This is a genomic window from Chromatiales bacterium 21-64-14 (genome assembly GCA_002255365.1).
In the GTDB taxonomy this organism is placed as follows: Bacteria; Pseudomonadota; Gammaproteobacteria; order 21-64-14; family 21-64-14; genus 21-64-14.
In genome coordinates, this window is sequence record NCBI01000001.1 from 86,376 (window position 1) to 109,060 (window position 22,685).

Sequence of the window (22,685 nt, forward strand, 5' to 3'; positions counted from 1 at the left end):
TCAACCCGCCACGTCGTTACACGGGGGCAGGTCCACTCCCGGCGAGCAGCACATCCAACTCGCCGGCGGACTCCAGCGCGGCGAGATCCGTATAGCCGCCGATGTGTCGTTCTCCGATGAAGATCTGCGGTACGGTACTGCGCCGGGCGCGCTGCACCATCTCATCATAGCGTTCCGGCTCCCGGTCCACCCATATCTTGGTCGCACTGACCCCCTTGGCACTCAACAAGGCGTCGGCAAAACGACAGTAACCGCATCGCGCGGTGCAATACATCACGACTTCCGGCATCGTTACGACCCTCCTGTATCACCGGCGCGGCCGCGCGCTCCGGCCCGATCAGCGGGCCCGGACCAGGCTCGCGACCGGAGCAGCATTATCCAGGACATCTGCCGGACGGGCAAACCGTTGCTGCCGGATACGCGCGCGCAGTGGACCCATAGGCACATCCGTGCAAGAATTCCCCGGTCGGAGCCGCCGCACTGCGCAGGGGAACCGCAATGAACGCTGAATTCATCATGAACCGGCAGCCGGTCACCCTGAACGCCACCGACACCGTGGGCCACGCCACGGACCTGCTGCTGCGCCATCGCCTCCAGGCACTGCCGGTGGTCGGGGACGACGGACACTTCGTCGGCATCTTCAGCATCACCCGTCTGCTCCAACTACTCCTGCCCAAGGCCGCCACCGTGCGCGGCGGCCTCACCAACCTCACCTATGTGCACGACGCCATCGACGACCTGCGCGCACGCTTGCAGGAGATCAACACGCGCGCGGTCGGGGACTCCATACAACAGCGCATACAGGAGGTAGGGGAACTTGCGGTGGGCGGACAGTCGGACGATACGGTCACCGTCGTACACCCGGCCACGCCGCTGATGGAAACCTTGCTTATCCTCTATCACACCCATGACAACCTGCCGGTGGTCGACGAGGAATCCGGACGCCTGCTGGGAATCGTTTCCTACTCGGATGTAGTCCAAAAGCTGGCGTACAAGGACTGATCATGCATGGTGAGGCCGCAGGGACGTGGCTCCCCAAGGTGATCTTCGGTTGGGACCCTCTGTGGGTATCCAGCATCCTGTTTGTTGCCACCTATGTGGTGATCATCACCGAACGCGTCAACCGTGCCATCGTATCGCTGCTGGGCGCCGGCGCGATGATCTTCGCCGGCATTCTCAACCAGCAGACGGCAATCCGGGGGATCGACTTCAATACCCTGGGCCTGCTTACCGGGATGATGGTGATCGTCGCGGTCACGCGGCGTTGTGGCGTCTTTCAGTACGTTGCGATCTGGTCAGCCAAGAAGGTCGACGCGCGCCCCTGGGGCATATTGCTGATGCTGTCGATGGTCACCGCCTTGTTTTCATCGTTCCTGGACAATGTCACGACGGTGCTCCTGATTGCCCCCGTAACACTACTCATCACCGAGGAACTGGGGGTACACCCCTACCCGTTCCTGTTCAGCGAGATCCTGTTCTCGAACATAGGAGGCACCGCGACACTGATCGGTGACCCGCCGAATATCATGATTGGATCCGCCGCGCACCTGAGCTTCGTCGATTTCCTGTTGAATCTAACGCCGGTCGTGTTAATCATCATGGCTGCGACCCTGGTGCCGATCTACCTGTTCTACGGCCGGAAATTGCGCGCCACCGAGGAGGCGCGCCAACGCGTCCTGAAGTTCGATGAGCGCGAAGCGATCACCGACCCCCGGCTCCTAAAGCAGTCTTTGGCGGTGTTGTCGCTGGTGATCCTGGGCTTTGTTCTCGCGCATATCCTGCATGTCGAGCCCGCGACCGTCGCCATGTTCGGCGCGGCGTTGCTCCTGCTGCTGGACAACTGGACACGAAAATCAGAAGACCAGTCCCGAAACGTGCATCACGCCTTCAGTGAAGTGGAATGGGTCACCATTTTCTTCTTCGTCGGACTGTTCATCGTGGTGCACGGCATAGACCGGGCGGGCGTACTGACGATCATGGCGCATGAAGTGCTGGCCCTTACCGGCGGCAGCATGGCGGTGACCGCCATGACGGTAATGTGGGTATCCGCCGTCGCGTCTTCCATCGTCGACAACATTCCGTTCGTAGCCACGATGATCCCTCTCATCAAGAGCATGGCGCCAAGTTTCGGGGGGACACATCAATTGCTGCCCCTGTGGTGGTCGCTGGCGCTGGGCGCCTGCCTTGGGGGCAATGGGTCGATCATCGGCGCCAGCGCGAATCTGATCGTGGCCGGATTTTCGGAACGCGCCGGCTACCCGATTCGATTTATTCCGTTCCTGCTGCAGGCCTTCCCGTTGATGCTGCTGAGCGTCGCCATCGCCAGCGCCTATGTCTACGCACGTTACCTGATGTAAGGCCGCCCCGGCGCGCTGGTCGCGCGTACGCTCATCGCTCTGGCGGGTCCAGGGACCGCCATAAGCAGGGAGCGCCCGCGGCCGCGTCCAGTAACTCCAGATAGCGCTCATGGGCGGCACGCTCCTCGGGGTCGGCAAAGACCACCGGCAGGGGGCGACGAGCGCCGTCCACTGGCCGGATCGCGGGAGACTCGGCGTGCTGCGCTCCCTGCGGCTCGTCACCCAGAGAGAGGTAGACCTGGCCACCGGTCATCGCGAGATAGACGTCAACCAGGATCTCCGCATCCAGCAAGGCGCCATGCAGGGTGCGCTGGGAACTGTCCACGCCATAGCGTTTACACAGCGCGTCCAACGTATTGCGCTGGCCGGGATGCAGCTGGCGGGCCATTGCCAGGGTGTCCAGCACCGCGCAGTGGTCTTCGATCCGGCCCCATTGCTTCCCAAGAAGTCCGAACTCTGCGTTGAGGAAGCCGACATCGAACGGCGCGTTGTGAATGATCAGCTCGGCGCCGCGCAGATAGTCCAGCAGGTCCTGTGCGATATCTCCGAAACGCGGCTTGTCGGCCAAGGACTCCCGGGTGATGCCATGGACTTCCAAGGCGGCCTCGTCGATGTCTCGATCCGGCTGTAGATACTGGTGATAGTCGTGCCCCGTAGGCCGGCGGCCTACCAACTCGACACACCCGATCTCGATGATACGGTGCCCGTGTTCCGGCTCCAGGCCGGTAGTCTCGGTATCCAGGATGATCTGGCGCATGGTCGCGGTTCCTTGAGATCGGTGAGTTCCGGGATCGTCGACGGATACGTGGCCACCGGGTCGGAGGGCGTTATTCGCCTGCCGCGCGGTAGCCTAGTTCGTCAATCCCGCGGTTCGCCAGGGCGTCGGCGCGCTCGTTCTCCGGATGCCCGCTGTGCCCCTTTACCCAGCACCAGCTCACCTGGTGGGCGGCAGCGGCAGCATCCAGCCTGCGCCATAGATCGGCGTTCTTGACTGGCTTGCGCCCGGCGGTCTTCCAGTCGCGGCGCTTCCACTGGGGCAGCCACTCGGTCACACCCTTGCGGACATACTCGGAATCGGTGGTAACCCGTACCTGGCACGGCCGCTTCAGTGCCTCCAGTGCCTGGATCGCCGCCATCAGCTCCATACGGTTGTTAGTGGTCTGCGCCTCCCCGCCATGGAGGCTCTTCTCGGTACCGCGGAACCGCAGCAGTGCGCCCCAGCCGCCGGGACCGGGATTGCCGCGGCACGCCCCGTCGGTGTAGATCTCCACCTCATCCACCGTGCTTGGCCACCCGTGCGGAGGGTTCGGCTAGACTCGTGGCAACCAGGCGGCGGCGCGCCTGCCAACGCGGGCGTACCGGGGTCAGGGCGATCACCCGTTTGCGGGCCATCACGACGTACGCACCGGCCGCGACCGAGAACCACCCGCAACCACCGGCCCGTTCCAGGAAACCCATGCGGCGCATCAGGCCCGCATACTCGAGGGGTGGGCGAAAAAAATAGCCGCGCGCCACCACCGGGTCGAGACCCAACAGCGCCAACCAGTCCCGAATCCGGGTCTGGCTAAAGAACCGCCCGCACCAGGGCATGGCCCGGGTCCGGGCACGGACAAGGCGCCACCACCCCCAGGGGCCCCAGGGATTGAAGCCCAGGATTACCACATGACCTTCGGCCACCAGCACCCGACTGACCTCACGAAGCACTTGGTGGGGGTCGGCCACGAACTCCAGGGTGTGAGGCAGAACGACCACATCCACGCTGTCGGACGCAATGGGCAAGGCACCAGCGCTGGCCCGGAGACACCCGTTCCCGCCGCCTTCGGGGTCCAGCACGACCCGGTGCGAAATGCGGCAGGCACGCAGCAGCCCTTGGTCCCGATCCGGCCCCAGAGACCCCAACTGGAGGGCATGGTACCCGAACAGGGTAGGTAACAGCGCCTCCAGTTGGCGGCACTCCGTCTCCCAGAGCATCGCGCCCAGGGGCCCGCCGTACCAGTCCCGAAGCCGCTGCCGCGCCGGTGGCGCGGCAGCCCGAAAGCCGAACCACTCCATGTGTGTACCCCTGCGCATCACTACTGGGGGCCGGTGACCGCTCCCGATGGCCTATTGTCCCACAGAACCCTACCCGGGTTCATGGGCCCCCAGTAAAGTTGATTCACGTCGAAAACCCTGGCACGATGCGCCTCCATGGACAGACTTATCCCGGTTTACGTCCGCAGTAGCCACGGGAGTGGACTGAGCGCGGGCAAAAGAACAACCAAGAACACCACGCCGCACCAGGCGCCCAATCCGATCACTCGCATTATCCGCGCCATCCGTAGGCCGCGCCCGCAGCCCAATGCCTCTTTAATGGATGTGACTGAGGGCACAGAAATCCCCCCCCCTGACCCGCTACGCTCTCCCACGGGCCCCGGCCGGAACCCCCGCCCCCTTCCGGGCCTATCAAACAGATGCCTATAAAGTTCAGGGAACTAGCGGCCGCCAAGAGGGATGTGATGATGACCTGCGCCCGCCTCAAGGAATGTACGTTATTCGTCGGGTTGCTGGCCCTGTTGGGGGTGAGCGGCTGCAGTGGATTGCGCCCGCCCATCGGGGAAGGCACGAACGCCATCGCGCCAGCGTCCGCCACGGCCGCGGCGCCACAGGCAACCGTCGCGGTACCCACCCAAACCGCTCCCGCGGACCAGATGGACCAAGCCAACGCGGAACCACCCAACCTATGGAGTCGGCTCCGGGCAGGCTTCGGCTTGCCGCATCCGGACAACGCCCGTGTCATCGCGGAACGGGACTGGTACGCACGCCATCCTAAGTACCTTGACCGCGCCTTCATACGCAGCGAGCCGTTTCTGTATTTCATCCAGCAGCAGGTTGAAGTACGCCATATGCCCAGCGAGATCGCGCTGCTGCCGGTGGTGGAGAGCGCATTCCAGCCCTTCGCCTACTCGCACGGCCGCGCCGCCGGACTCTGGCAGTTCATTCCCTCCACCGGGCGTCGTTTCGGCCTGAAGCAAAACTGGTGGTACGACGGGCGCCGGGATATCTACGCGTCCACGCGTGCGGCCCTGGACTATCTGGAACAACTCAAGGATCAGTTCAACGGCGACTGGCTGCTCGCCTTGGCGGCCTACAACTCCGGAGCGGGCACCGTACAGGCCGCTATACAACGCAACCAGCGTCTCGGCCGCCCGACGGATTTCTGGCACCTGGATCTGCCCAGTGAAACCCAGGCCTACGTGCCCAAATTGCTGGCACTGGGCGAGTTGGTCGCCAACCCGAAGCGGTATGACCTTACGTTGCCCACGGTCCCCGATAAGCCGTATTTTGCGGTGGTCCAGATCCGCTCCCAAATCGACTTGGCGCGCGTGGCGGAGCTATCAGGCCTACCCCTGGATCAGGTGTACAAACTGAACCCGGGCTTCAACCGCTGGGCCACGGATCCGCATGGTCCCCATCGCCTGCTGCTCCCAAAAGCGGACGCGGTGACGTTTCTGAGAAAACTCGCCGTGCTTCCCGAAGACGAACACGTCAGTTGGACGCGCCATCAGATCCGTCCCGGAGAAACCCTCTCGCAGATCGCGCGCCACTACCACACTACCGTGGCCCTGCTGCAGCAAGTCAATCATCTGCGGGGAATCGAGATCCGGGCCGGTAGTCACCTCGTCATCCCGGTGGCCCAGGAATCCCTGGCCCACTACCGTTTGAGTGCGGACCAGCGCCGGCTCGCGCTCTTGCACACGCCACGGGTCGGCGAGAAGATGGTGCACACCGTGCGCCCCGGGGACACCCTGTGGAATATCGCCCGTAGCTTCGGGGTCCCGGTCCACACCCTGGCCCGCTGGAACGGGATCGCACCGGGGGATGTCCTGAAACCCGGCCGCAAGCTGGTCATCTGGAAACGCGGCCTCACCACCACGGTGGCCTATCGGGCCCCCGCCGGCCCACCCGCCCGCTTGGGCGTGGTGCAGACCATCCGTTACACCGTGCGTCGCGGGGACTCCCTGGCACGGATCTCCCAGCGCTTCAAGGTGAGTGTGGCGCAGCTCTGCCACTGGAACGAGCTGTCCGCCCGCGGGATCCTGCACCCCGGCCAACGCCTCACCCTGCATGTAAACGTGATGCGGCAGGCGGACAGTATCTAAACCCGGGCCGCGCGGGCTAGCCCGCGCGGTAGCTGCCGAGGGCGGCATCCACCGCAACGCCCCGCTGGATGGGCGCCCCCAAGTCTCCCAGCACCCCATCCAGGGCACCCAGCAGTAGCAAGACGTTACGCGGCCGGCTGCTGTGGCCCATCAGACCGATACGCCAGACCTTCCCCGCGAGATCCCCCAGCCCAGCCCCGATTTCCAGACTGTAATCCCGCAACAGGCGTTGACGTACCAGCCCGTCGTCCACCCCCGGGGGGATAGTGACGGCGTTCAACTGGGGGAGGCGGGCGTCCTCCCGCACCACGAAGCGCATCCCCATGGCCTCCAGACCGGCCCGCAGGGCCTGGTGGTTGCGGGCGTGGCGTGCCCATGCCGCCTCAAGCCCTTCTTCCTGGAGCAGCACCAGGGCCTCGTGGAGCCCGTACAGGGCGTTGACGGGGGCGGTATGGTGATAGGTGCGCCGCGCCCCCGCACCCCAGTAGCCCAACACCAGGCCCAGATCCAGGAACCAACTCTGGGCCCGGGTCTTGCGGTGTTTCACCACCTCCATGGCCCGCTCACTGAAGCTGATGGGGGACAGTCCCGGGGTACAGGACAGGCACTTCTGGGTCCCCGAATAGATGGCATCCACACCCCATTCGTCCACCCGTACCGGCGTACCCCCGAGAGAGGTCACCGCATCCACGATCGCCAGGCAATCATGACGGTGGGCGATGTCCACCAGGGTCTTGGCATCGGACTGGGCTCCCGTGGAAGTCTCCGCATGGACAAAGGCCACCACGCGGGCCTTGGGGTGGGTCTTCAGGGCATCTTCGAGCTTGTCCGGGTCCACCGGACTTGCCCAAGGATCATCCACCAGCACCGGCACACCCCCCGCCCGTTCCACGTTCTCCTTCATGCGTCCGCCGAATACCCCGTTGCGGCACACCACCACCTCGTCGCCGGGCTCCACTAGGTTCACGAAGCAGGTCTCCATACCCGCGGACCCGGGTGCAGAGACCGGCATCGTCAGGGCGTTGCGGGTCTGGAACGCATAGCGCAGTAGCTCCTTGACCTCGTCCATCATCTCCACGAATGCCGGGTCCAGATGCCCGATCGTGGGACGCGCCATGGCCTCCAGGATACGCGGAGGCACATCCGAGGGGCCGGGACCCATCAGGGTCCGTTGGGGAGGATGAAAAGACGACACGGTCATGACTGGGATCTCCGCAGCAGGATTTTCCATTATAAAACGAACGGTTTACATCCACCTGTAGGGCGAGAGTATACCGGAATCGGTAGACGGGCCGGAACACAATGGGTACCGGGACGCGCTAGGCTCGAACCTTTTGCCGGTGCACACCTCCGGGCCATCAGCCCGCCGACGTGGCGCACCAGCCGCAGAGTGCCGGGGGCATAGCCGACACTCCTTAACAATGCGCGCGCGGAGTGCATCCCACCCGGGCAAGCGCCTCCGCAATACCGACATGAAGACTCGGATCGGTCCCCGAGGCGCTGTTCGGACTTAGATGCTCGAGGGATAGAAGACGCCGTTTTGGTCGCGGGAAACGAACCGCCGCCGGATTGAACGAAAACGTCGGAACCCGCGGGCAAAGACGTAACTCTTGCGAACGTTCCGTGGTTTCCGCGGCGCACCCCACCGGCTAGTCCGGCTCCAACAGCGGAGCTTAAGTAAACGCCATTCAGGCTAGGGCCCATGCAGGTGGCAAAGAACACGGTGCGTGGCGCTGACTCGGGTCTCTTCGGGATAGCGCTCGCGGCATATCGGCATTGTCTGGGGACAGCGTGCGTGGAAGTGGCAACCCAGGGGCGGATGCACCGGCGACGGCGGATCCCCCTCCAGTCGGATCACCTCCCGGCGGGACTCCGGTTCGATGACCGGTACCGCCGACAGCAAGGCCTGGGTGTAAGGATGCAGGGGACCGCGCAGGACCTCCTCCACGGTGCCTCGTTCCACGATCCGGCCCAGGTACATCACCGCCACCTCATGGGCGAGATAGGACACCACCGCGAGATTATGGGTAATGAACAGAAAGGACAGGCCGAGTTCGGCCTGCAGACGATTGAGTAGGTTCAGGATCTGGGCCTGGACCGACACATCCAACGCGCTGGTGGGCTCGTCGCAGACGATGAGTTTCGGACTGACCGCCAGGGCACGTGCGATACAGATGCGCTGGCGCTGCCCCCCGGAAAACTCGTGCGGATAGCGTTCCCGCGCCGCAGCTGTCAAACCTACTTGCTCCAACAACTGCGCCACCCGGGCGCGGCGCGCGGCGCGGTCCGCTCCCACTCCGAGGGCCGTCATCCCCTCCTCCACGATGTCCCCTACCATCATGCGCGGGTTCATGGAGGAATAGGGGTCCTGAAAGATGATCTGCAGGTCCGCTCGCCGCCGGCGCAGCGCCGCACCGCGCAGCTCCGTCAGCTCCGCCCCCGCGAACCGCACATGGCCCGCAGTGGGACGGATCAGCTGCAGAATACCCTTGGCCACTGTGGTCTTGCCGCAGCCGGATTCACCTACCAGCGCAAGCGTTCGCCCACCACGCACCTCCAGAGATACCCCGTCAACTGCATGCACCCATCCGCTCGCACGCTGGAACAACCCCGTGTGGATCGGGAAGTACACCTTGAGGCCGTCCACCTGCAGCAGTTCACCGTCCCGCTGCGCGGCGGCGCGCGTCACCCCGGTAACCGGCGCCGCAGGCTCCGACCCCTCCCGGGGCCCCTCCGCCGCGAAACGCGGATCGTAACGGTGGCAGCGCACACCGTGCCCGTCCGGAAGGATCGACCACACCGGGACCGTTGCACGGCAGGTGTCCCACGCGAAGCCACAGCGCTCGGCAAACCGGCAACCCGGGAATATCTGGGCCAAGGACGGCACCGACCCGGGAATCACTGCCAATGCGTGCTCGCGCTTCTCCATGCCGGGCAACGACTCGAACAGCTTGCGACTGTAGGGATGGCGCGGAGCCGCGAAGAACTGCGCCCGCGGGGCCTCCTCTACCACATGGCCCGCGTACATCACGCCCACCCGGTCCGCCGTCTGCGCCACCACCCCCAGATCATGAGTAATCAGCAGCAAGGCCATGCCGGTGTCGCGCTGCAGGCCACGCAGGAGTTCCAGCACCTGCGCCTGAATCGTCACGTCCAAGGCGGTGGTAGGCTCGTCGGCAATCAACAGCTGCGGCTCTCCCGCCAGCGCGATCGCAATCATCACCCGCTGTTTCATACCGCCCGATAGCTGGTGCGGATATTCGCCGATACGCCGCGGCGGATCCGGAAGCCCGACCGCGTCCAACAATTCCAGGGTGCGACGGCGTAAAATCGCACCGCGCAAGCCCTGATGAACCTGCACCGCCTCGCCGATCTGCCGCCCCACGGTAAGCACCGGATTAAGCGACGTCATCGGCTCCTGAAAAATCATACCGATCTGTCCGCCACGTACGCGGCGCATTTCCGCTTCCGACAACTCCAGCAGATTCCGGTCCCTGAGCATCACGCGCCCGGCGACAATCCGCCCCGCGGGCTGCGGCACCAACCGCAGGATCGACAGCGCGGTCATGGACTTGCCGCAACCGGATTCGCCGAGCAGCGCGAAGGTTTCGCCACGACGGATCGCGAGATTCAGCCCATCCACCGCACGTACGGCCGTTGCACCGTCGCCGATCCGGGTCTCCAGGCCCTCGATACTCAGCAGGACTTCCGTCATCTCGGTATCCAACTCCCAACGCCACGCACCGGTCATCACGCTGATGCACTAACGGGAACCATCAACCTTTACGCAGCCGGGGGTCAAAGGCGTCGCGCACCGCGTCGGCGAACAAGTTTGCCGACAGTACCAGAACAAACATGAACAGGAAAGCCGCCAACAAGGACCACCACACAACCGGCTCCCGCGCCAGCTCCAGCCGTGCGCGGTTGATCATATTGCCCCAACTGTAAGTGCTGGGATCCACCCCGACGCCGACATAGGACAGTACCGCCTCCGCAAGCACCAAACCACTGAAATCCAGGACCACCGAGATCAGCACGATGTGCATCACATTGGGCAGGATGTGGCGCACCAGCACCCGCGGATGACTCACGCCAAATGCCTGCGCCGCCTGCACGTAGTCCAGCTCACGCAGTTTGAGGGCCTCGCCGCGCAGCAGCCGGCACAGTCCCGTCCAGCTCGTAACTCCCAGGATAATGCACAGGAACAGCAGGCGCAGATCGGCGCGCGCGATCACTGTCTCAAACATGGTTGGATGATTCGCCATGTAGACCTCCAGCATAAGAATCGCGGCCGCAATCAACAGTACGCCGGGTATCGAATTGAGGGTCGTATAGAGATACTGAATCACGTCATCAACCCAACCGCGAAAATAGCCTGCTGCAATCCCCAGCACAAGCGCGAAGGGCAACATCACCAGGGTGGTCAATGTGCCGATCATCAACCCGGTCCGAATGCTCTTGATGGTCTGATAAAGCACGTCCTCGCCGACCTTGTCGGTACCAAACACGTGATAGTGCACCGCCAGATGACCGGTAACGGAAGCGAAGAGCATCAGTATGCCGAGGGTGTAGAGTGCCACGTTCCAAGGCAATTCTGTATCACCGCCCAGCACTGCCTTCAGCATGGAAATGAAAGCGCGACCCCTGCGGAACGCCATGACCACCACGAGCAGGCCGGTCACACCCATCCACCACAAGGCCGCGGCTGCCGCACCACGTAGCGCGGTCCACTCGATGTCCGGCCACTTATCGCGGGCCGGATCCGCAAGTTGTGCCCCGCCGTAACGCAACCGCGGGTAGATCCGGACCTCGCGCCCATCCGGACGCTCCACGGTCTCCCGGCTGAACAGGTGCGTCGCCAGTGGCGCAGAATAGGTACGCTCGTCGTGGGTGCGCAGGTCCGTGAGCATCACGTCAAGCAGACTCAGTACCTGACCGGAGTAGCGACCGGCGGACCCCGATGATGCGGGCTCCACCGCAAGGCGGAAGTGCACCGAGTCCAGCATCCCCACCGCGAGGTAGGCGCTCAAAATCACCAGCGCCGCCACCCCTAGCCGATCCTGCAGGACCCGGCGCCACGGCGCCCGCAGGTGCTCGCGCTGGCGTGCATACAGAGCCAGGGCCACTACGGCCGCGACCAGCACATAGAGCAGCAGATCCGTCCACAGGAATACCGGCTTTACCATGACCCGCGCGCTCCCCGCGGTTTGGTCCCTACAACTTGGCCGATCCGCTTCATGTCAGCCGGATCCGCGGATCTACCAGGGTATAGGAGATATCGGTCAGCAACAGCCCCAGGATGTAGAGCACCGAGCCCAAGAACACCATCGTGCGAACGATCGCAAAGTCCTGGCTCTGTATCGCGTCGATGGTATAGCTCCCCAGTCCGGGTATGCCAAAGAAGGATTCCAGAATCAGATTTCCGGTGAACAGCAGGGGCAGAATAACTACCGCACCAGTGAGAATCGGGACCATGCCATTTTTGAGCACATGGCGAAACAGCACCTGGATCTCGGACAAACCCTTGGCACGCGCCGTGCGCACGTAATCCTTTCCGTATTCTTCCAGGAACAAGGTGCGGTACCAGCGTGTTCCTGATCCGATCCCGGATGCCACGCCCACCGCCACCGGCAGCACCAAGAACTTGAAGGCGCTAAAACCGCCCGCATAGCCGGAAATCGGGACCAAGTGCATTAGTTTCCCGACAAGATACTGCCCGGCGATGATGTAAAACAGGCTCGAAATAGACATCAACACCACTGTCAGAACCACCGCCGACAGTTCTACGTAAGTGGAACGGAAGAACACAATCAGCAGGGCAAACGTGATGTTGGTCAACAGGCCGACGATGAATACCGGGACGGCAATCGCCAAGCTTGGCCACATGCGCTGGCGGATATCGTAGCCGATATCCCGTCCGCTGTCCGAACGTCCGAAGTGAAACAGAAAGAGGCGAATCGATTTCTGGAAAAATATAGTATCCGTAAACCTCTCCAACCCGGACTGGGTGGAATTGTAGAGCATGGGGAGATCGTAGCCACGCTCGTGCTTCCATATCTGGATCGCCTCGGGTGTCACGCGCTTGACACCGAGCTGCATACGGGCAATATCGTCCGGGGAATTCACGGAAAAAAACAACACGAAAGTAATTAGGTTTACACCGATCAGAATCGGAATTGCATACAGTACGCGCCGTATCACATAGGCCAACATCGCGGGAACCTCTCTACCTCGGATCGGCTCTACGGAGTCGTTGTTCCATTCTCGTCAGTCGGCCGCGGAGCCACCGGGGCGGCGGTGTTCCCGGTACAAATAGGTCGCGAGTGCCGGGAGCGTGAACAGCGCCACCAAGGCCAGCAACGGCCACAGTACCGGCCGGTTCCAGCGACGCCGCAGCTTGGCACGCAAGTCTGGGTCGATCCGTATGTATTTTAATGTGTTGTTTGCCATCAGGTTCGGCTTCACGTTGTGGTCCCAGGCATGATAAAGGCGAAACTCCTTGGGATGAAAACCCCAGACCCACGGCGCGTCGCGGTCCGCGATACGCACCATCCGGTCGATAACGGCCTGGCGTCCCGGACCATTATCCATATTCTTCATCTGGTCGAACAAACGGTCGAATGCGGGATTTTGGTAATTGGCCGCATTCTCCCCGCCGTGCTCGACCTTGCCGTTAGGCCCATAGAGCAGAAACAGGAAGTTCTCCGGGTCCGGATAGTCGGCAGTCCAACCCCACAGGAATATCTGCTCCGTCCCCTTCTGCATCTTGTCCTGGAAACGATTGTAGAAAGTGCTCCGGACCACGAGTTGTATGCCAAGTTTCGCGAACTGCTTCCGATACCAATCCAGCAGCGCCTTTTCGTCCGGCCCGGAGTTGGAGGCGATATCCAGGTACAGGATCAGCGGAACACCGGTCTTGCGGTCCACGCCGCCGGGGTAACCGGCTTGAGCAAGGAGGTTGCGTGCATCGGCCACGGTCTTGCGCTGGGGCCGACCGTCCTTCCAATCATAGACGTAGCGATCAATCCCCTGCGGCCCCTGGCGGTAACCGAAAATGCCGGGGGGCAACGGACCCTGGGCGGCGATCCCGCGTCCGTTGCGGAATATCGCCACGTATTCCTCGTAATTGACGGCAATGGAGATTGCCTGGCGCAGCTTACGTGCCGCCTCGGAGTAACCGCCCACGGTGGGATCCAGCATATTGAAGCCCATGTAGTAGATCGCCGGCGCCACGCTGGTGCGTAGCGCAATGCCTTTGGCCTTCATGGCCGGCGTCAGGCTCACCTGCCCCTGGCCCCCGATCTGCACCGCCTGATCGAAACTGTCCGAGGAGATCCCGGACACGTCATAGTATCCCTGCAGAAACTTGGTCCAGTATGGGATACTCTCCTTCTCCAGACTGAACACCACGCGATTCACAAACGGAAGCGGTCGCCCGGCATCCGCGAGCAGCCCTTGTTCCCGATCCCCCGGGGCGCCTTCCCGCGGGTAGGTCTCATGGTGAAAATTCGGGTTCCGGCTGAGCACCATACGCCGGTTGGGATTGTTTTCAGTCAGCATGTACGGGCCGGTACCTACCGGATACCAGTCCAGCGAAATATTGCGTTCGGCCAGTCCCGGCTGCGCGTAGAACCGCACCACCTCCGGCGGTACCGGTGCAAAGAAGGGCATCGCCAGCCAGTAGAGAAACTGGGGGTACTTGCCGCGGATCTTGATGCGATAGGTGTAGCGATTCACCACCTGTGCACCCTCCAGGGGGTAGCGATTCAGATCCAGGTAGCCCTTCGGCTGACTGTTCCGGGCTTTCTGGAGTGCGGCCGCGAGGCGCCGCAAGCCGACGATGTATCCACTCATCAGGCCATAGATCGGCGAATGCAGTTCGGGATCCGCCAGCCGCTTGATCTCGTATACGTAGTCCGCCGCCACCAGCTCCCGGGTGCCGGTCGCGTGAAAATCCGAAAGGGTGTCGATCTCACTCACTTCGCCCGGCGTCAGGTGCCGGTAGACCCACCGGCCGCTGGCGTCCCGGGCGAAGGCGGGATGCGGCTGGTAGAGTATCCCGGGCTTGATATGGATCTCATATACCGTATAGGCAATCTGGTCAGGCGGCGTATCCGCGGGCAATGGCCGGCCCGCGTGATCCAGATATACCGCCCGTGGCATCCGTGTGGCGGTTAGGGGGACAAGCTGATAAGGACGTTTCAGATATTGATATTGCAACGGTGGTTCGTAAATCTGCGAAATGAACTCATATTCGTTGGCGTTGTATGCCCGCGCCGGATCCAGGTGTTTCGGGCGCTCCGAGAACGCACTGTAGAGCACGTTGGCCCGTGCATCCGCCGCGGGATACGGATCGTTCCAGGGGGCCTTGCTACACCCCCCCAAACACACTGATCCAAGGACCACCATGGCCAGAGCCATGCCACGAACTGCCATCGGCCAGTGCCAGCGGGTACCGGACAGTGTCGGGTTCATGACCGTCTGCGGGGCAATCCGCGCAGACACCGCCGCACCTCGGGACCCACGCCGTCGAGCCCCAGTAGCGGCACTGTAACAGCGGGGTGCCCGTTCGCCATGGCCGTCCACGGACCTATCGGGTAGCGCATCGCGTCACCTCTTCCCCATCATGGGAATTTCCGGTACCTTACCCCACCATGGGTTCGACATCCAATACCGAGTCCGGTCACCTAACCTACGCCGACCTGCATACGCGCACCGGAGCGTAAAATGGGATTACTGTCTGGAAAACGTGCACTGATCGCGGGTCTCGCAAGCAACCGGTCGATCGCGTGGGGTATTGCGCAGGCGATGCAACGGGAAGGCGCGGAACTGGCTTTCACCTATCAGGGGGAGAAACTCCAGGGCCGCGCTGAAAAGCTGGCCGGGGAGTGTGGCTCTGAGATCGTGTTGCCCTGCGACGTGGGTAGCGATGCGGAGATCGAGGCAGTCTTCGAACGGCTCGATGACTACTGGGAACATCTAGACATCATTGTTCACTCGGTCGCCTTTGCCCCCCGTGAACAACTGCAGGGGGACTATCTCGATGGTGTCACGCGGGACGGTTTCCGCATCGCACACGACATCAGTTCCTATAGTTTCGCGGCCTTTGCGAAGGCCGGACGCAACATGATGCAGGGACGCAACGGCGCACTGCTGACCATGAGCTACCTGGGCTCCCAACGCGCCATGCCCAATTACAACGTCATGGGGCTGGCCAAGGCGAGCCTGGAGGCCAACGTCCGCTACATGGCCAACTGCCTGGGCCCCGAGGGCATTCGCGTCAACGCCGTGTCCGCGGGCCCCATCAAGACCCTGGCAGCGGCGGGAATCGGGGACTTCCGGCGCCTGCTGGATTACGCCGAGCGCAGCTCTCCGCTGAGACGCAATGTCACCATCGAGGACGTCGGTAACGCCGCAGCGTTCCTCTGCTCCGATATGGCGGCCGGAATCACCGGCGACGTACTCTACGTGGATGCCGGATATCACATGATCGGCGTCGGTGCAGGTCTGGAAACCGACTGAGATCGGGGCGCATGGCGTCGATCACGCCCGACCACGAGCCTCTGGGGAACCACCCGCCAGCAAGCCACGCTCACCCTCCAAGCGTCCGATGATCACCGCCCCGCATGAGTCGCTAAATACGTTCACACTGGTGCGGAACATGTCTAATATGCGATCGACGGCCAGGATCAAGCCGATCCCCTCGACCGGCAACCCCACCGCCGCCAGTATGATGGTAATCGCGACCAGACTAGCCGCCGGAATCCCGGCGACGCCTACCGACGTAAGCAGTGCGGTCACAACCACAGTAAACTGAGCCCCAAAGCCCAAATCCACCCCGTAGGCCTGGGCGATAAACAGCGCGGCCACACACTCGTACAAGGCGGTCCCGTCCATATTCATGGTCGCGCCGAGCGGAAGCACGAAGCTGGTTACCCGGTTCGATACGCCGGCATTCTTCTCGACGCACTCCATGGTGAGCGGCAAAGTGGCCGAAGAGGATGCGGTGGAGAACGCCGTTAACAGCGCCGGGGCCATGGCCCGGTAGTGACGCAACGGGTTGACACCCGCCACCAAGCGCAGCAGCAGTGGCAGAACGACGAAGGCATGGATGGCCAGTGCCGCGAGCACCGTGAACGTGAAGCGCAGCAGCACCGAAAGAAGATCCCCCAACGCGTTAAGATCAGTTCCCGAAACGACCTTGGCCACCAGAGCGAACACACCCAAGGGGGCGAACCTCATTACGAGGTTGGTGATCCCCATCATGACATCGAGCACGCCCTGCCAGAAACTAAGCAACGTATCCGCATGACGATGGTCGATCTTCGTCATGAAGTAGCCGAACAGCAGGCTGAAAAATATCAGGCCCAGCATCTGGCCATTGGCTGCCGCACGAAATACATTCGCGGGTACCAGCCGTAGAAACACCGTCGCCACATCCGCAGACCCTTTTCCTTCCACCTGCCGGACCACTTCTGCCGGGATGGCGTGCAGGCCGATGGATGTCTGCGCGGGGTTGCCGTCCACCAGCCCGGGCGAGATCAGATTGACCATCGCCAGACCAACGAGTATCGCGAGGAGACTGGTGGTCGCGTAGTACAAGAGTGTTTTTCCGCCGAGCCGCCCGAGCGCGCTACCGGAGCCAATGCCGGCGATCCCCACCACGATGGAGGAGACGATCAACGGAACAACCAACATCTTCAGGGAGTTGAGAAATAAGGTTCCGAGGAAGTCGTAGGCCGGATAGAGCGGGACACCGAAGACGCCTCTCTGGGTCCCGCTCCAGCTTCCGACCGCTACGGCGAGCGCCATGGCCCCAAGAATCTGCCAATGGAGTTTCAGGCGCATCCGCAAAGCCGGCCGACCGGAATCCGCGGACACATCCACGACGCCGTACCCTCACCCCGGGCACGGGCACGGGCACGGGCACGGGCAACCATCATGGCTGTGTAAGTGATTGTTCTTCCATTTCGACCTTGGCATGCTGTTTCAGATCGGCAAGAAGCCCGGTAAATTCCTGCGTGCCGGCCACCTGTGCCAGCGCCTGTTCATCTACCAGACGTTTGTCTTTCGGTATCCCGCTGGGGTCGCCGTCGGAAACCTGCGTCACCCCAACGATCGCGTATGCGCCCGAGTCAAGCTCAACGTCTCCGTAGTCGGCATGGCCCTTTTGTGGTCTCCCAGAGCCAAAGACCAATCGTAGGATCTTGGCATCCACAGCCGTGTCCCCGCGCCCAACCGCCTTCAGCTGCTTGAATCCCAGGTCATCGGCCTTCGCGAGGCGCTGCGGATCACGTCCGGCACGCAATTCCGCGAGTAGTTGCTCCGCGAGCTTCTTTGCCTGCGCCCGGCCGTACTGATCCCGAAGATCGTCCTCCACCTGCTGATGCACCTCTGCGAGAGGTCTCAGCGCAGCGGGCTTGTGATCGTGCACCCGAATGACTATCGTCTGAGTTGGGCTGATCTCGATGGGGTCGCTGTTGTTCCCATTGAGTACGTCGGAGCTGAACGCAGCAGCAACCACTTTCGTGTTGGACGCGAGTCCCGTACCCCCCTGGCGGGAGAACAAGCCGGTGCGCTGCACCTGGAGCCCGAGCTTCTGCGCCGCGATCTGCAGGGTGGCTGGATGCTCGTAGGTCAGATTGGTAAGGCGGTCCGCCAAAGCATAATAGCGATCTTCGGCCTTGCGTTTGCGGTAATCGGCTGCGAGTTGCGTCTTCACCTCGTCGAAGGACATCTCTCGGGACGGTTTGACGTCTTCCAACTGGATAATATGGAAACCAAACGCCGTCCGGATGGGCCCCACGATCTCACCCTTCTTCTGGATAGCGAACACCGCCTTGTCGAAGGCGGGTGTCATCGTGCCCTTGGCAAAGAAACCGAGATCGCCCCCCTGCGCGGCGCTCCCGGGATCCTGGGAATACTCCTTCGCGAGCTTCGCGAACGAAGCGCCATCGTGCAGGCGCTTCAACAGCGCCTCGGCACGGCTGCGCGCCGCAGCCACCGTCTGCTGGTCGGCATCTTTCGGAACCCGGATCAGGATGTGACGCACACGACGCTGCTCCGGCGTGACGAAATTCCCCGCTTGCTGCTTATAAAGGGCGCGCAAGTCCTCGTCACTAACCGGAATGCTGCTGGCGAGCTTGCTCACATCGAGATCCAGATAGTCGATACTGACCTCCTCGGGTCTCATGAACTTATCCTTGTGGGCATCGTAGTACTGTTGTATCTGACCCTCAGAAACCTTCGCATCGCGCTCGTAACGCGAAATCGGTATGGATAGGTAAAAGAAATCGCGGGTCTGGTCGCGCAATCGGATAAATTGATCCACCTCCCAGGGAGTCGCCAGCCCAGTGCGAATCACTCCATCCTGCAACTGCCCGATAAGCAGTTCCCGGCGGAACATCGGCTCGAAACGCAACGGGGTCATCCCCTGCGCGCTCAACACCTGCGCATAGCGCTGGTCGGAAAACTGTCCCTTTTCCTGGAATGCCGGAATGCCGTGGATCTCTGCGGCCAGCAGGCTGTTGCTGATGCGAAATCCAGCGGCATCGGCCGACTGCGCAAGTACCTCCTCATTCACCATCTGCTGCAGGACCCGCTTCCGCAAACGGGATTCATTCACCAATTCCGTATAGCGGGGACCGAGTTGTTCCTCCAGACGGTTGCGCTCCTGCTGATAGCGTTCCTGGAACGCCCGCAGGGTGATCTCGGTGCCGTTGACCTTCGCCACGTCCGCTTCGACATGACCACTGAAATACTGGTTGATACCCCACAGTGCGAAGGGGACCGATATCAGGATCACCACGATCCAGGCGATCCAGCCCGTGGCGCGATCACGAATGGTCTGCAACATACCGTCTGGCTCCGTATGGAATCGAGATTACAGGGATCGACTGTTTACGTTAACCCAGGGCCGTGGCCATGAAAAGCCAAGTTTCCGGCTCTGCCGGGGTTACCCACCTCCCGCACCTCCAGACGACGCCGAGCGGCGCAGCCTTGGGAGGGGCGATACCCCCTTGGTGATCTGCCGCAAAAGAAAAGGGCGCCCAAAGGCGCCCTTTTCTTTTGCGGGTTGGCGGAGTGGACGGGACTCGAACCCGCGACCCCCGGCGTGACAGGCCGGTATTCTAACCAGCTGAACTACCACTCCGACATACGACCTGGTGGGTGCTGAGGGGTTCGAACCCCCGCCCTTCGCCTTGTAAGGGCGACGCTCTCCCAGCTGAGCTAAGCACCCGTAATCCCTTAGTTTACGGCATCCTTTAAGGCCTTGCCAGCCTTGAAACTCGGGATCTTCGCGGCCTTGATCTTGATCGCCTCTCCAGTCTGCGGGTTACGGCCATTACGTGCCTTGCGTTTGCGCAACTGGAAACTCCCAAAACCGACCAGCGTTACGGAATCCCCTTTCTTGAGTGCCTTGGTCACAGCACCCAAAAGTGCCCCCACTGCGCGCGCAGCGGAAGTCTTCGGAAGGTCAGCCGATTTAGCAACCACCTCAATCAGATCTGCCTTATTCATGTAATTATTCTCCTCCAGGTATCGGGGAAAACCCGCGACTCGGGGACCACCGCCAGGCGGTGAATTACAGCGAAGACCTTGCGGCGCAGGCCTTTATACCAAGCGCCTCGGAGAACTGTCAACCACAGCGGCGCCGCGTAACGGCGCCGCTGTGCAGGCTACATCAATGGGGTCTGATCCGACTTCCCTTCTTGGCCTTTCCCTCTTCCGTTTTCGCAACGTGTTTGGGCTTTTCGTCCCCTTCGCCCCCACCCTGCAAGGGCAATGGCATGTGTTGAAGCGCCACGCCCAACACGTCGTCGATCCAACGCACTGGCCGAATGTCGAGCCGGTTCTTAATGTTCTGAGGTATCTCCGTGAGATCTTTCCGGTTCTCTTCCGGAATCAACACAATCTCTACACCGCCGCGGTGAGCTGCGAGCAACTTCTCCTTGAGCCCGCCGATGGGTAACACCTCGCCTCGCAGCGTAATCTCGCCAGTCATGGCCACATTGGAACGGACCGGAATCTTAGTCAGCGCCGAAACCATGGCAGTGCACATCCCTACGCCAGCGCTCGGCCCATCCTTCGGTGTGGCTCCCTCAGGAACATGGATATGCAGATCAAATTTCTGGTGGAATTCCGGATCCACCCCCAAAAGTGCCGCCCGGCTCCGCACTACCGTCACGGCAGCCTGGATCGACTCCTGCATCACGTCGCCGAGCTGGCCGGTATGAATCAGCTTGCCTTTGCCGGGAACCACCGCCGCCTCGATAGTCAACAACTCACCGCCCACCTCGGTCCAAGCCAAGCCGGTAACCTGCCCGACCTGGTCATGCTCTTCCGCGCGCCCGTACCGAAACCGGCGCACCCCCAGATAGGGTTCGAGGGCCCGCGGCGTAACGGTGATCTGGCGGCTGCGGGGATTCATCTGTACGTTCTTAACCACCTTGCGACAGACCTTGGCAATCTCCCGCTCCAGATTTCGCACGCCGGCCTCGCGCGTGTAGAAGCGAACGATGTCACGGATCGCAGTCTTGGAAATCCCGAGCTCGTTGCCCTTGAGGCCGTTCGCCTTCATCTGCTTGGGAACTAGATAACGTTCCGCGATGTTGATCTTCTCGTCTTCCGTATATCCAGGAAGGCGGATAACTTCCATGCGATCGAGCAGGGCAGGCGGAATATTGAGCGTATTCGCGGTCGCCACGAACATCACATCAGATAGATCAAAATCCACCTCCAGGTAATGATCATTGAAGGTATGGTTCTGCTCCGGATCCAACACCTCAAGGAGCGCGGACGAAGGATCGCCGCGGAAATCCATCGCCATCTTATCTATCTCGTCGAGGAGAAACAGTGGGTTCCGCACCCCGGCCTTCGCCAGATTCTGTACGATCTTCCCAGGCAGCGAACCGATATAGGTCCGCCGATGCCCGCGGATCTCTGCCTCGTCACGCACCCCACCTAAAGACATGCGGACGAACTCCCGGTTGGTCGCGCGCGCGATGGAACGGCCCAGGGATGTCTTACCTACCCCCGGAGGACCTACCAGGCACAGGATCGGTCCCTTGAGCTTGCGCACCCGCTGCTGAACGGCCAAGTATTCCACGATCCGTTCTTTCACTTTCTCCAGACCGAAGTGGTCCTCCTCCAGAACCTCTTCGGCCTCGCCGAGATCATTGCGGATCTTCGTGCGTTTCTTCCAGGGAACATTAACCAGCCATTCGATATAGTTACGTACCACCGTAGCTTCCGCCGACATCGGCGACATCAGCCGCAGCTTGTTAAGTTCGCCCGTAGCCTTGGCCTTGACGTCCTTGGGCATCCCCGCCTTCTCGATCTTCTGGGCGAGGTCTTCCAGCTCGTTGGGTGCGTCCTCGAGTTCGCCGAGCTCCTTTTGGATCGCTTTCATCTGCTCGTTCAGGTAATACTCGCGCTGGCTCTTTTCCATCTGCTGCTTCACGCGCGTTCGGATACGCTTCTCCACCTGCAGGATGTCGATCTCCGCCTCGACCAAACCCATCAGGTGCTCCAGACGCTCACGCACACCATTGATCTCGAGGATCCGCTGCTTTTCCTCCAGCTTCAGCGCCATGTGTGCGGCGATCGTATCTGCCAAGCGGCCGGGGTCGTCGATGCCCGCCAGTGAGGTGAGGATCTCCGGCGGGATCTTCTTGTTCAACTTGACGTAATGATCAAACTGGCCCATTACCGAGCGCACCAGCACCTCGATCTCACGCTCGTCGGCGGGTGCGGACGGCTCCTTGACCGCGACCTGTGCGGAAAAGTAGTCCTCGGTGTTTAGAAAATGCACTACGCTCGCGCGCCGCGCGCCTTCCACCAGAACCTTCACGGTCCCATCGGGAAGCTTCAGCAGCTGAAGGATCGTCGACAAGGTCCCAAAATGATGGAACTCGTCCACCTGCGGGTCGTCCACCTCCGCGCTTTTCTGGGCCACCAGCAGAATCTGCTTGTCGGCCTGCATGGCAGCGTCCAACGCGTGGATGGACTTCTCACGGCCCACGAACAGCGGTATGACCATGTGCGGATAGACCACCACGTCTCGCAGCGGTAGCACTGGCGTCGTGAGGATCGGGTCTTCGATCACTTCTGAAGGCTTGTCTTTCGCCATGGGCTCCTCGCAATGCGCTCAAGGTCGGTTAGGCCGTCGAATTACCGTCGGCGCGGG

17 protein-coding genes and 2 tRNA genes are annotated in these 22,685 nt (G+C 61.9%); 4 read left to right on the forward strand and 15 right to left on the reverse strand.

What is annotated here, in order from left to right:
• Positions 1-16: 16 nt before the first annotated feature.
• Positions 17-289, reverse strand: a complete 273-nt coding sequence (locus tag B7Z66_00390) for a glutaredoxin 3 (GenBank protein ID OYV78065.1) — start codon at positions 287-289, stop codon at positions 17-19.
• Between the two features lie 209 nt (positions 290-498).
• Between B7Z66_00390 and B7Z66_00395 the strand changes: the two genes are divergently transcribed.
• Both B7Z66_00395 and B7Z66_00400 read left to right on the forward strand, forming a co-directional pair.
• Complete coding sequence (locus B7Z66_00395) at positions 499-1,002, forward strand: hypothetical protein (protein OYV78066.1); 504 nt, start codon at positions 499-501, stop codon at positions 1,000-1,002.
• A gap of 2 nt (positions 1,003-1,004) precedes the next feature.
• Positions 1,005-2,357 (forward strand): hypothetical protein, encoded by a 1,353-nt coding sequence (locus tag B7Z66_00400; protein ID OYV78067.1) that lies wholly within the window; start codon positions 1,005-1,007, stop codon positions 2,355-2,357.
• A gap of 31 nt (positions 2,358-2,388) precedes the next feature.
• Here B7Z66_00400 and B7Z66_00405 read toward each other — a convergent pair whose 3' ends face one another.
• The 3 genes from B7Z66_00405 to B7Z66_00415 form a co-directional block, all read right to left on the reverse strand.
• Positions 2,389-3,114 (reverse strand): DNA polymerase III subunit epsilon, encoded by a 726-nt coding sequence (locus B7Z66_00405; protein ID OYV78068.1) that lies wholly within the window; start codon positions 3,112-3,114, stop codon positions 2,389-2,391.
• Between the two features lie 70 nt (positions 3,115-3,184).
• Positions 3,185-3,637, reverse strand: coding sequence for a ribonuclease HI (locus B7Z66_00410; GenBank protein ID OYV78069.1), 453 nt, complete (start codon positions 3,635-3,637; stop codon positions 3,185-3,187).
• Entirely contained in the window at positions 3,630-4,409 is a 780-nt protein-coding gene (locus B7Z66_00415; GenBank protein ID OYV78070.1) for a hypothetical protein, read from the reverse strand. Before B7Z66_00415 ends, B7Z66_00410 begins: the two co-directional genes overlap by 8 nt.
• A gap of 446 nt (positions 4,410-4,855) precedes the next feature.
• On the opposite strand from B7Z66_00415, the gene B7Z66_00420 reads away from it, so the two are divergent.
• On the forward strand, positions 4,856-6,496 hold the full coding sequence (locus tag B7Z66_00420) for a hypothetical protein (protein OYV78071.1): 1,641 nt from the start codon (positions 4,856-4,858) through the stop codon (positions 6,494-6,496).
• 16 nt (positions 6,497-6,512) lie between these two features.
• Here the strand turns inward: B7Z66_00420 and B7Z66_00425 are convergent, their stop codons facing one another.
• The 5 genes from B7Z66_00425 to B7Z66_00445 form a co-directional block, all read right to left on the reverse strand.
• Positions 6,513-7,697 carry an alanine--glyoxylate aminotransferase gene (locus B7Z66_00425; protein ID OYV78368.1) on the reverse strand — a complete coding sequence of 395 codons (1,185 nt, stop codon included), beginning with the start codon at positions 7,695-7,697 and terminating at the stop codon, positions 6,513-6,515.
• Positions 7,698-8,189: 492 nt separating this feature from the next.
• Positions 8,190-10,211, reverse strand: coding sequence for an ABC transporter ATP-binding protein (locus B7Z66_00430; protein ID OYV78369.1), 2,022 nt, complete (start codon positions 10,209-10,211; stop codon positions 8,190-8,192).
• A gap of 61 nt (positions 10,212-10,272) precedes the next feature.
• On the reverse strand, positions 10,273-11,682 hold the full coding sequence (locus B7Z66_00435) for a peptide ABC transporter permease (GenBank protein ID OYV78072.1): 1,410 nt from the start codon (positions 11,680-11,682) through the stop codon (positions 10,273-10,275).
• Positions 11,683-11,731: 49 nt separating this feature from the next.
• Positions 11,732-12,709, reverse strand: coding sequence for a peptide ABC transporter permease (locus B7Z66_00440; GenBank protein OYV78073.1), 978 nt, complete (start codon positions 12,707-12,709; stop codon positions 11,732-11,734).
• Between the two features lie 54 nt (positions 12,710-12,763).
• Positions 12,764-14,917 (reverse strand): peptide ABC transporter substrate-binding protein, encoded by a 2,154-nt coding sequence (locus B7Z66_00445; GenBank protein ID OYV78074.1) that lies wholly within the window; start codon positions 14,915-14,917, stop codon positions 12,764-12,766.
• A 306-nt stretch (positions 14,918-15,223) separates the two neighbouring features.
• Here B7Z66_00445 and B7Z66_00450 point away from each other — a divergent pair, with 306 nt between their 5' ends.
• Positions 15,224-16,018, forward strand: a complete 795-nt coding sequence (locus tag B7Z66_00450; GenBank protein OYV78075.1) for an enoyl-[acyl-carrier-protein] reductase — start codon at positions 15,224-15,226, stop codon at positions 16,016-16,018.
• Positions 16,019-16,039: 21 nt separating this feature from the next.
• On the opposite strand, the gene B7Z66_00455 is transcribed toward B7Z66_00450, so the two are convergent.
• From B7Z66_00455 to B7Z66_00480, 6 genes are all read right to left on the reverse strand, one after another.
• Positions 16,040-17,338, reverse strand: coding sequence for a dicarboxylate/amino acid:cation symporter (locus B7Z66_00455; GenBank protein OYV78370.1), 1,299 nt, complete (start codon positions 17,336-17,338; stop codon positions 16,040-16,042).
• Between the two features lie 97 nt (positions 17,339-17,435).
• A complete protein-coding gene (locus B7Z66_00460) occupies positions 17,436-19,352 on the reverse strand; it encodes a hypothetical protein (protein OYV78076.1) in 1,917 nt (638 codons plus the stop codon).
• A 220-nt stretch (positions 19,353-19,572) separates the two neighbouring features.
• Positions 19,573-19,649, reverse strand: a tRNA-Asp gene (locus B7Z66_00465).
• 11 nt (positions 19,650-19,660) lie between these two features.
• A tRNA-Val gene (locus tag B7Z66_00470) sits at positions 19,661-19,736 on the reverse strand.
• Between the two features lie 8 nt (positions 19,737-19,744).
• Positions 19,745-20,017 carry a DNA-binding protein HU gene (locus B7Z66_00475; protein OYV78077.1) on the reverse strand — a complete coding sequence of 91 codons (273 nt, stop codon included), beginning with the start codon at positions 20,015-20,017 and terminating at the stop codon, positions 19,745-19,747.
• Positions 20,018-20,180: 163 nt separating this feature from the next.
• On the reverse strand, positions 20,181-22,628 hold the full coding sequence (locus B7Z66_00480) for an endopeptidase La (protein OYV78078.1): 2,448 nt from the start codon (positions 22,626-22,628) through the stop codon (positions 20,181-20,183).
• Between the last annotated feature and the right edge of the window lie 57 nt (positions 22,629-22,685).

Coding starts and splice junctions, on each gene's coding strand:
- B7Z66_00425 (OYV78368.1), bottom strand. CDS start 7,697: ATGACCGTGTCGTCTTTTCATCCTCCCCAACGGACCCTGATGGGTCCC.
- B7Z66_00390 (OYV78065.1), bottom strand. CDS start 289: ATGCCGGAAGTCGTGATGTATTGCACCGCGCGATGCGGTTACTGTCGT.
- B7Z66_00450 (OYV78075.1), top strand. CDS start 15,224: ATGGGATTACTGTCTGGAAAACGTGCACTGATCGCGGGTCTCGCAAGC.
- B7Z66_00445 (OYV78074.1), bottom strand. CDS start 14,917: ATGGCTCTGGCCATGGTGGTCCTTGGATCAGTGTGTTTGGGGGGGTGT.
- B7Z66_00395 (OYV78066.1), top strand. CDS start 499: ATGAACGCTGAATTCATCATGAACCGGCAGCCGGTCACCCTGAACGCC.
- B7Z66_00405 (OYV78068.1), bottom strand. CDS start 3,114: ATGCGCCAGATCATCCTGGATACCGAGACTACCGGCCTGGAGCCGGAA.
- B7Z66_00430 (OYV78369.1), bottom strand. CDS start 10,211: ATGACGGAAGTCCTGCTGAGTATCGAGGGCCTGGAGACCCGGATCGGC.
- B7Z66_00480 (OYV78078.1), bottom strand. CDS start 22,628: ATGGCGAAAGACAAGCCTTCAGAAGTGATCGAAGACCCGATCCTCACG.
- B7Z66_00400 (OYV78067.1), top strand. CDS start 1,005: ATGCATGGTGAGGCCGCAGGGACGTGGCTCCCCAAGGTGATCTTCGGT.
- B7Z66_00435 (OYV78072.1), bottom strand. CDS start 11,682: ATGGTAAAGCCGGTATTCCTGTGGACGGATCTGCTGCTCTATGTGCTG.
- B7Z66_00440 (OYV78073.1), bottom strand. CDS start 12,709: ATGTTGGCCTATGTGATACGGCGCGTACTGTATGCAATTCCGATTCTG.
- B7Z66_00475 (OYV78077.1), bottom strand. CDS start 20,017: ATGAATAAGGCAGATCTGATTGAGGTGGTTGCTAAATCGGCTGACCTT.
- B7Z66_00415 (OYV78070.1), bottom strand. CDS start 4,409: ATGGAGTGGTTCGGCTTTCGGGCTGCCGCGCCACCGGCGCGGCAGCGG.
- B7Z66_00420 (OYV78071.1), top strand. CDS start 4,856: ATGACCTGCGCCCGCCTCAAGGAATGTACGTTATTCGTCGGGTTGCTG.
- B7Z66_00460 (OYV78076.1), bottom strand. CDS start 19,352: ATGTTGCAGACCATTCGTGATCGCGCCACGGGCTGGATCGCCTGGATC.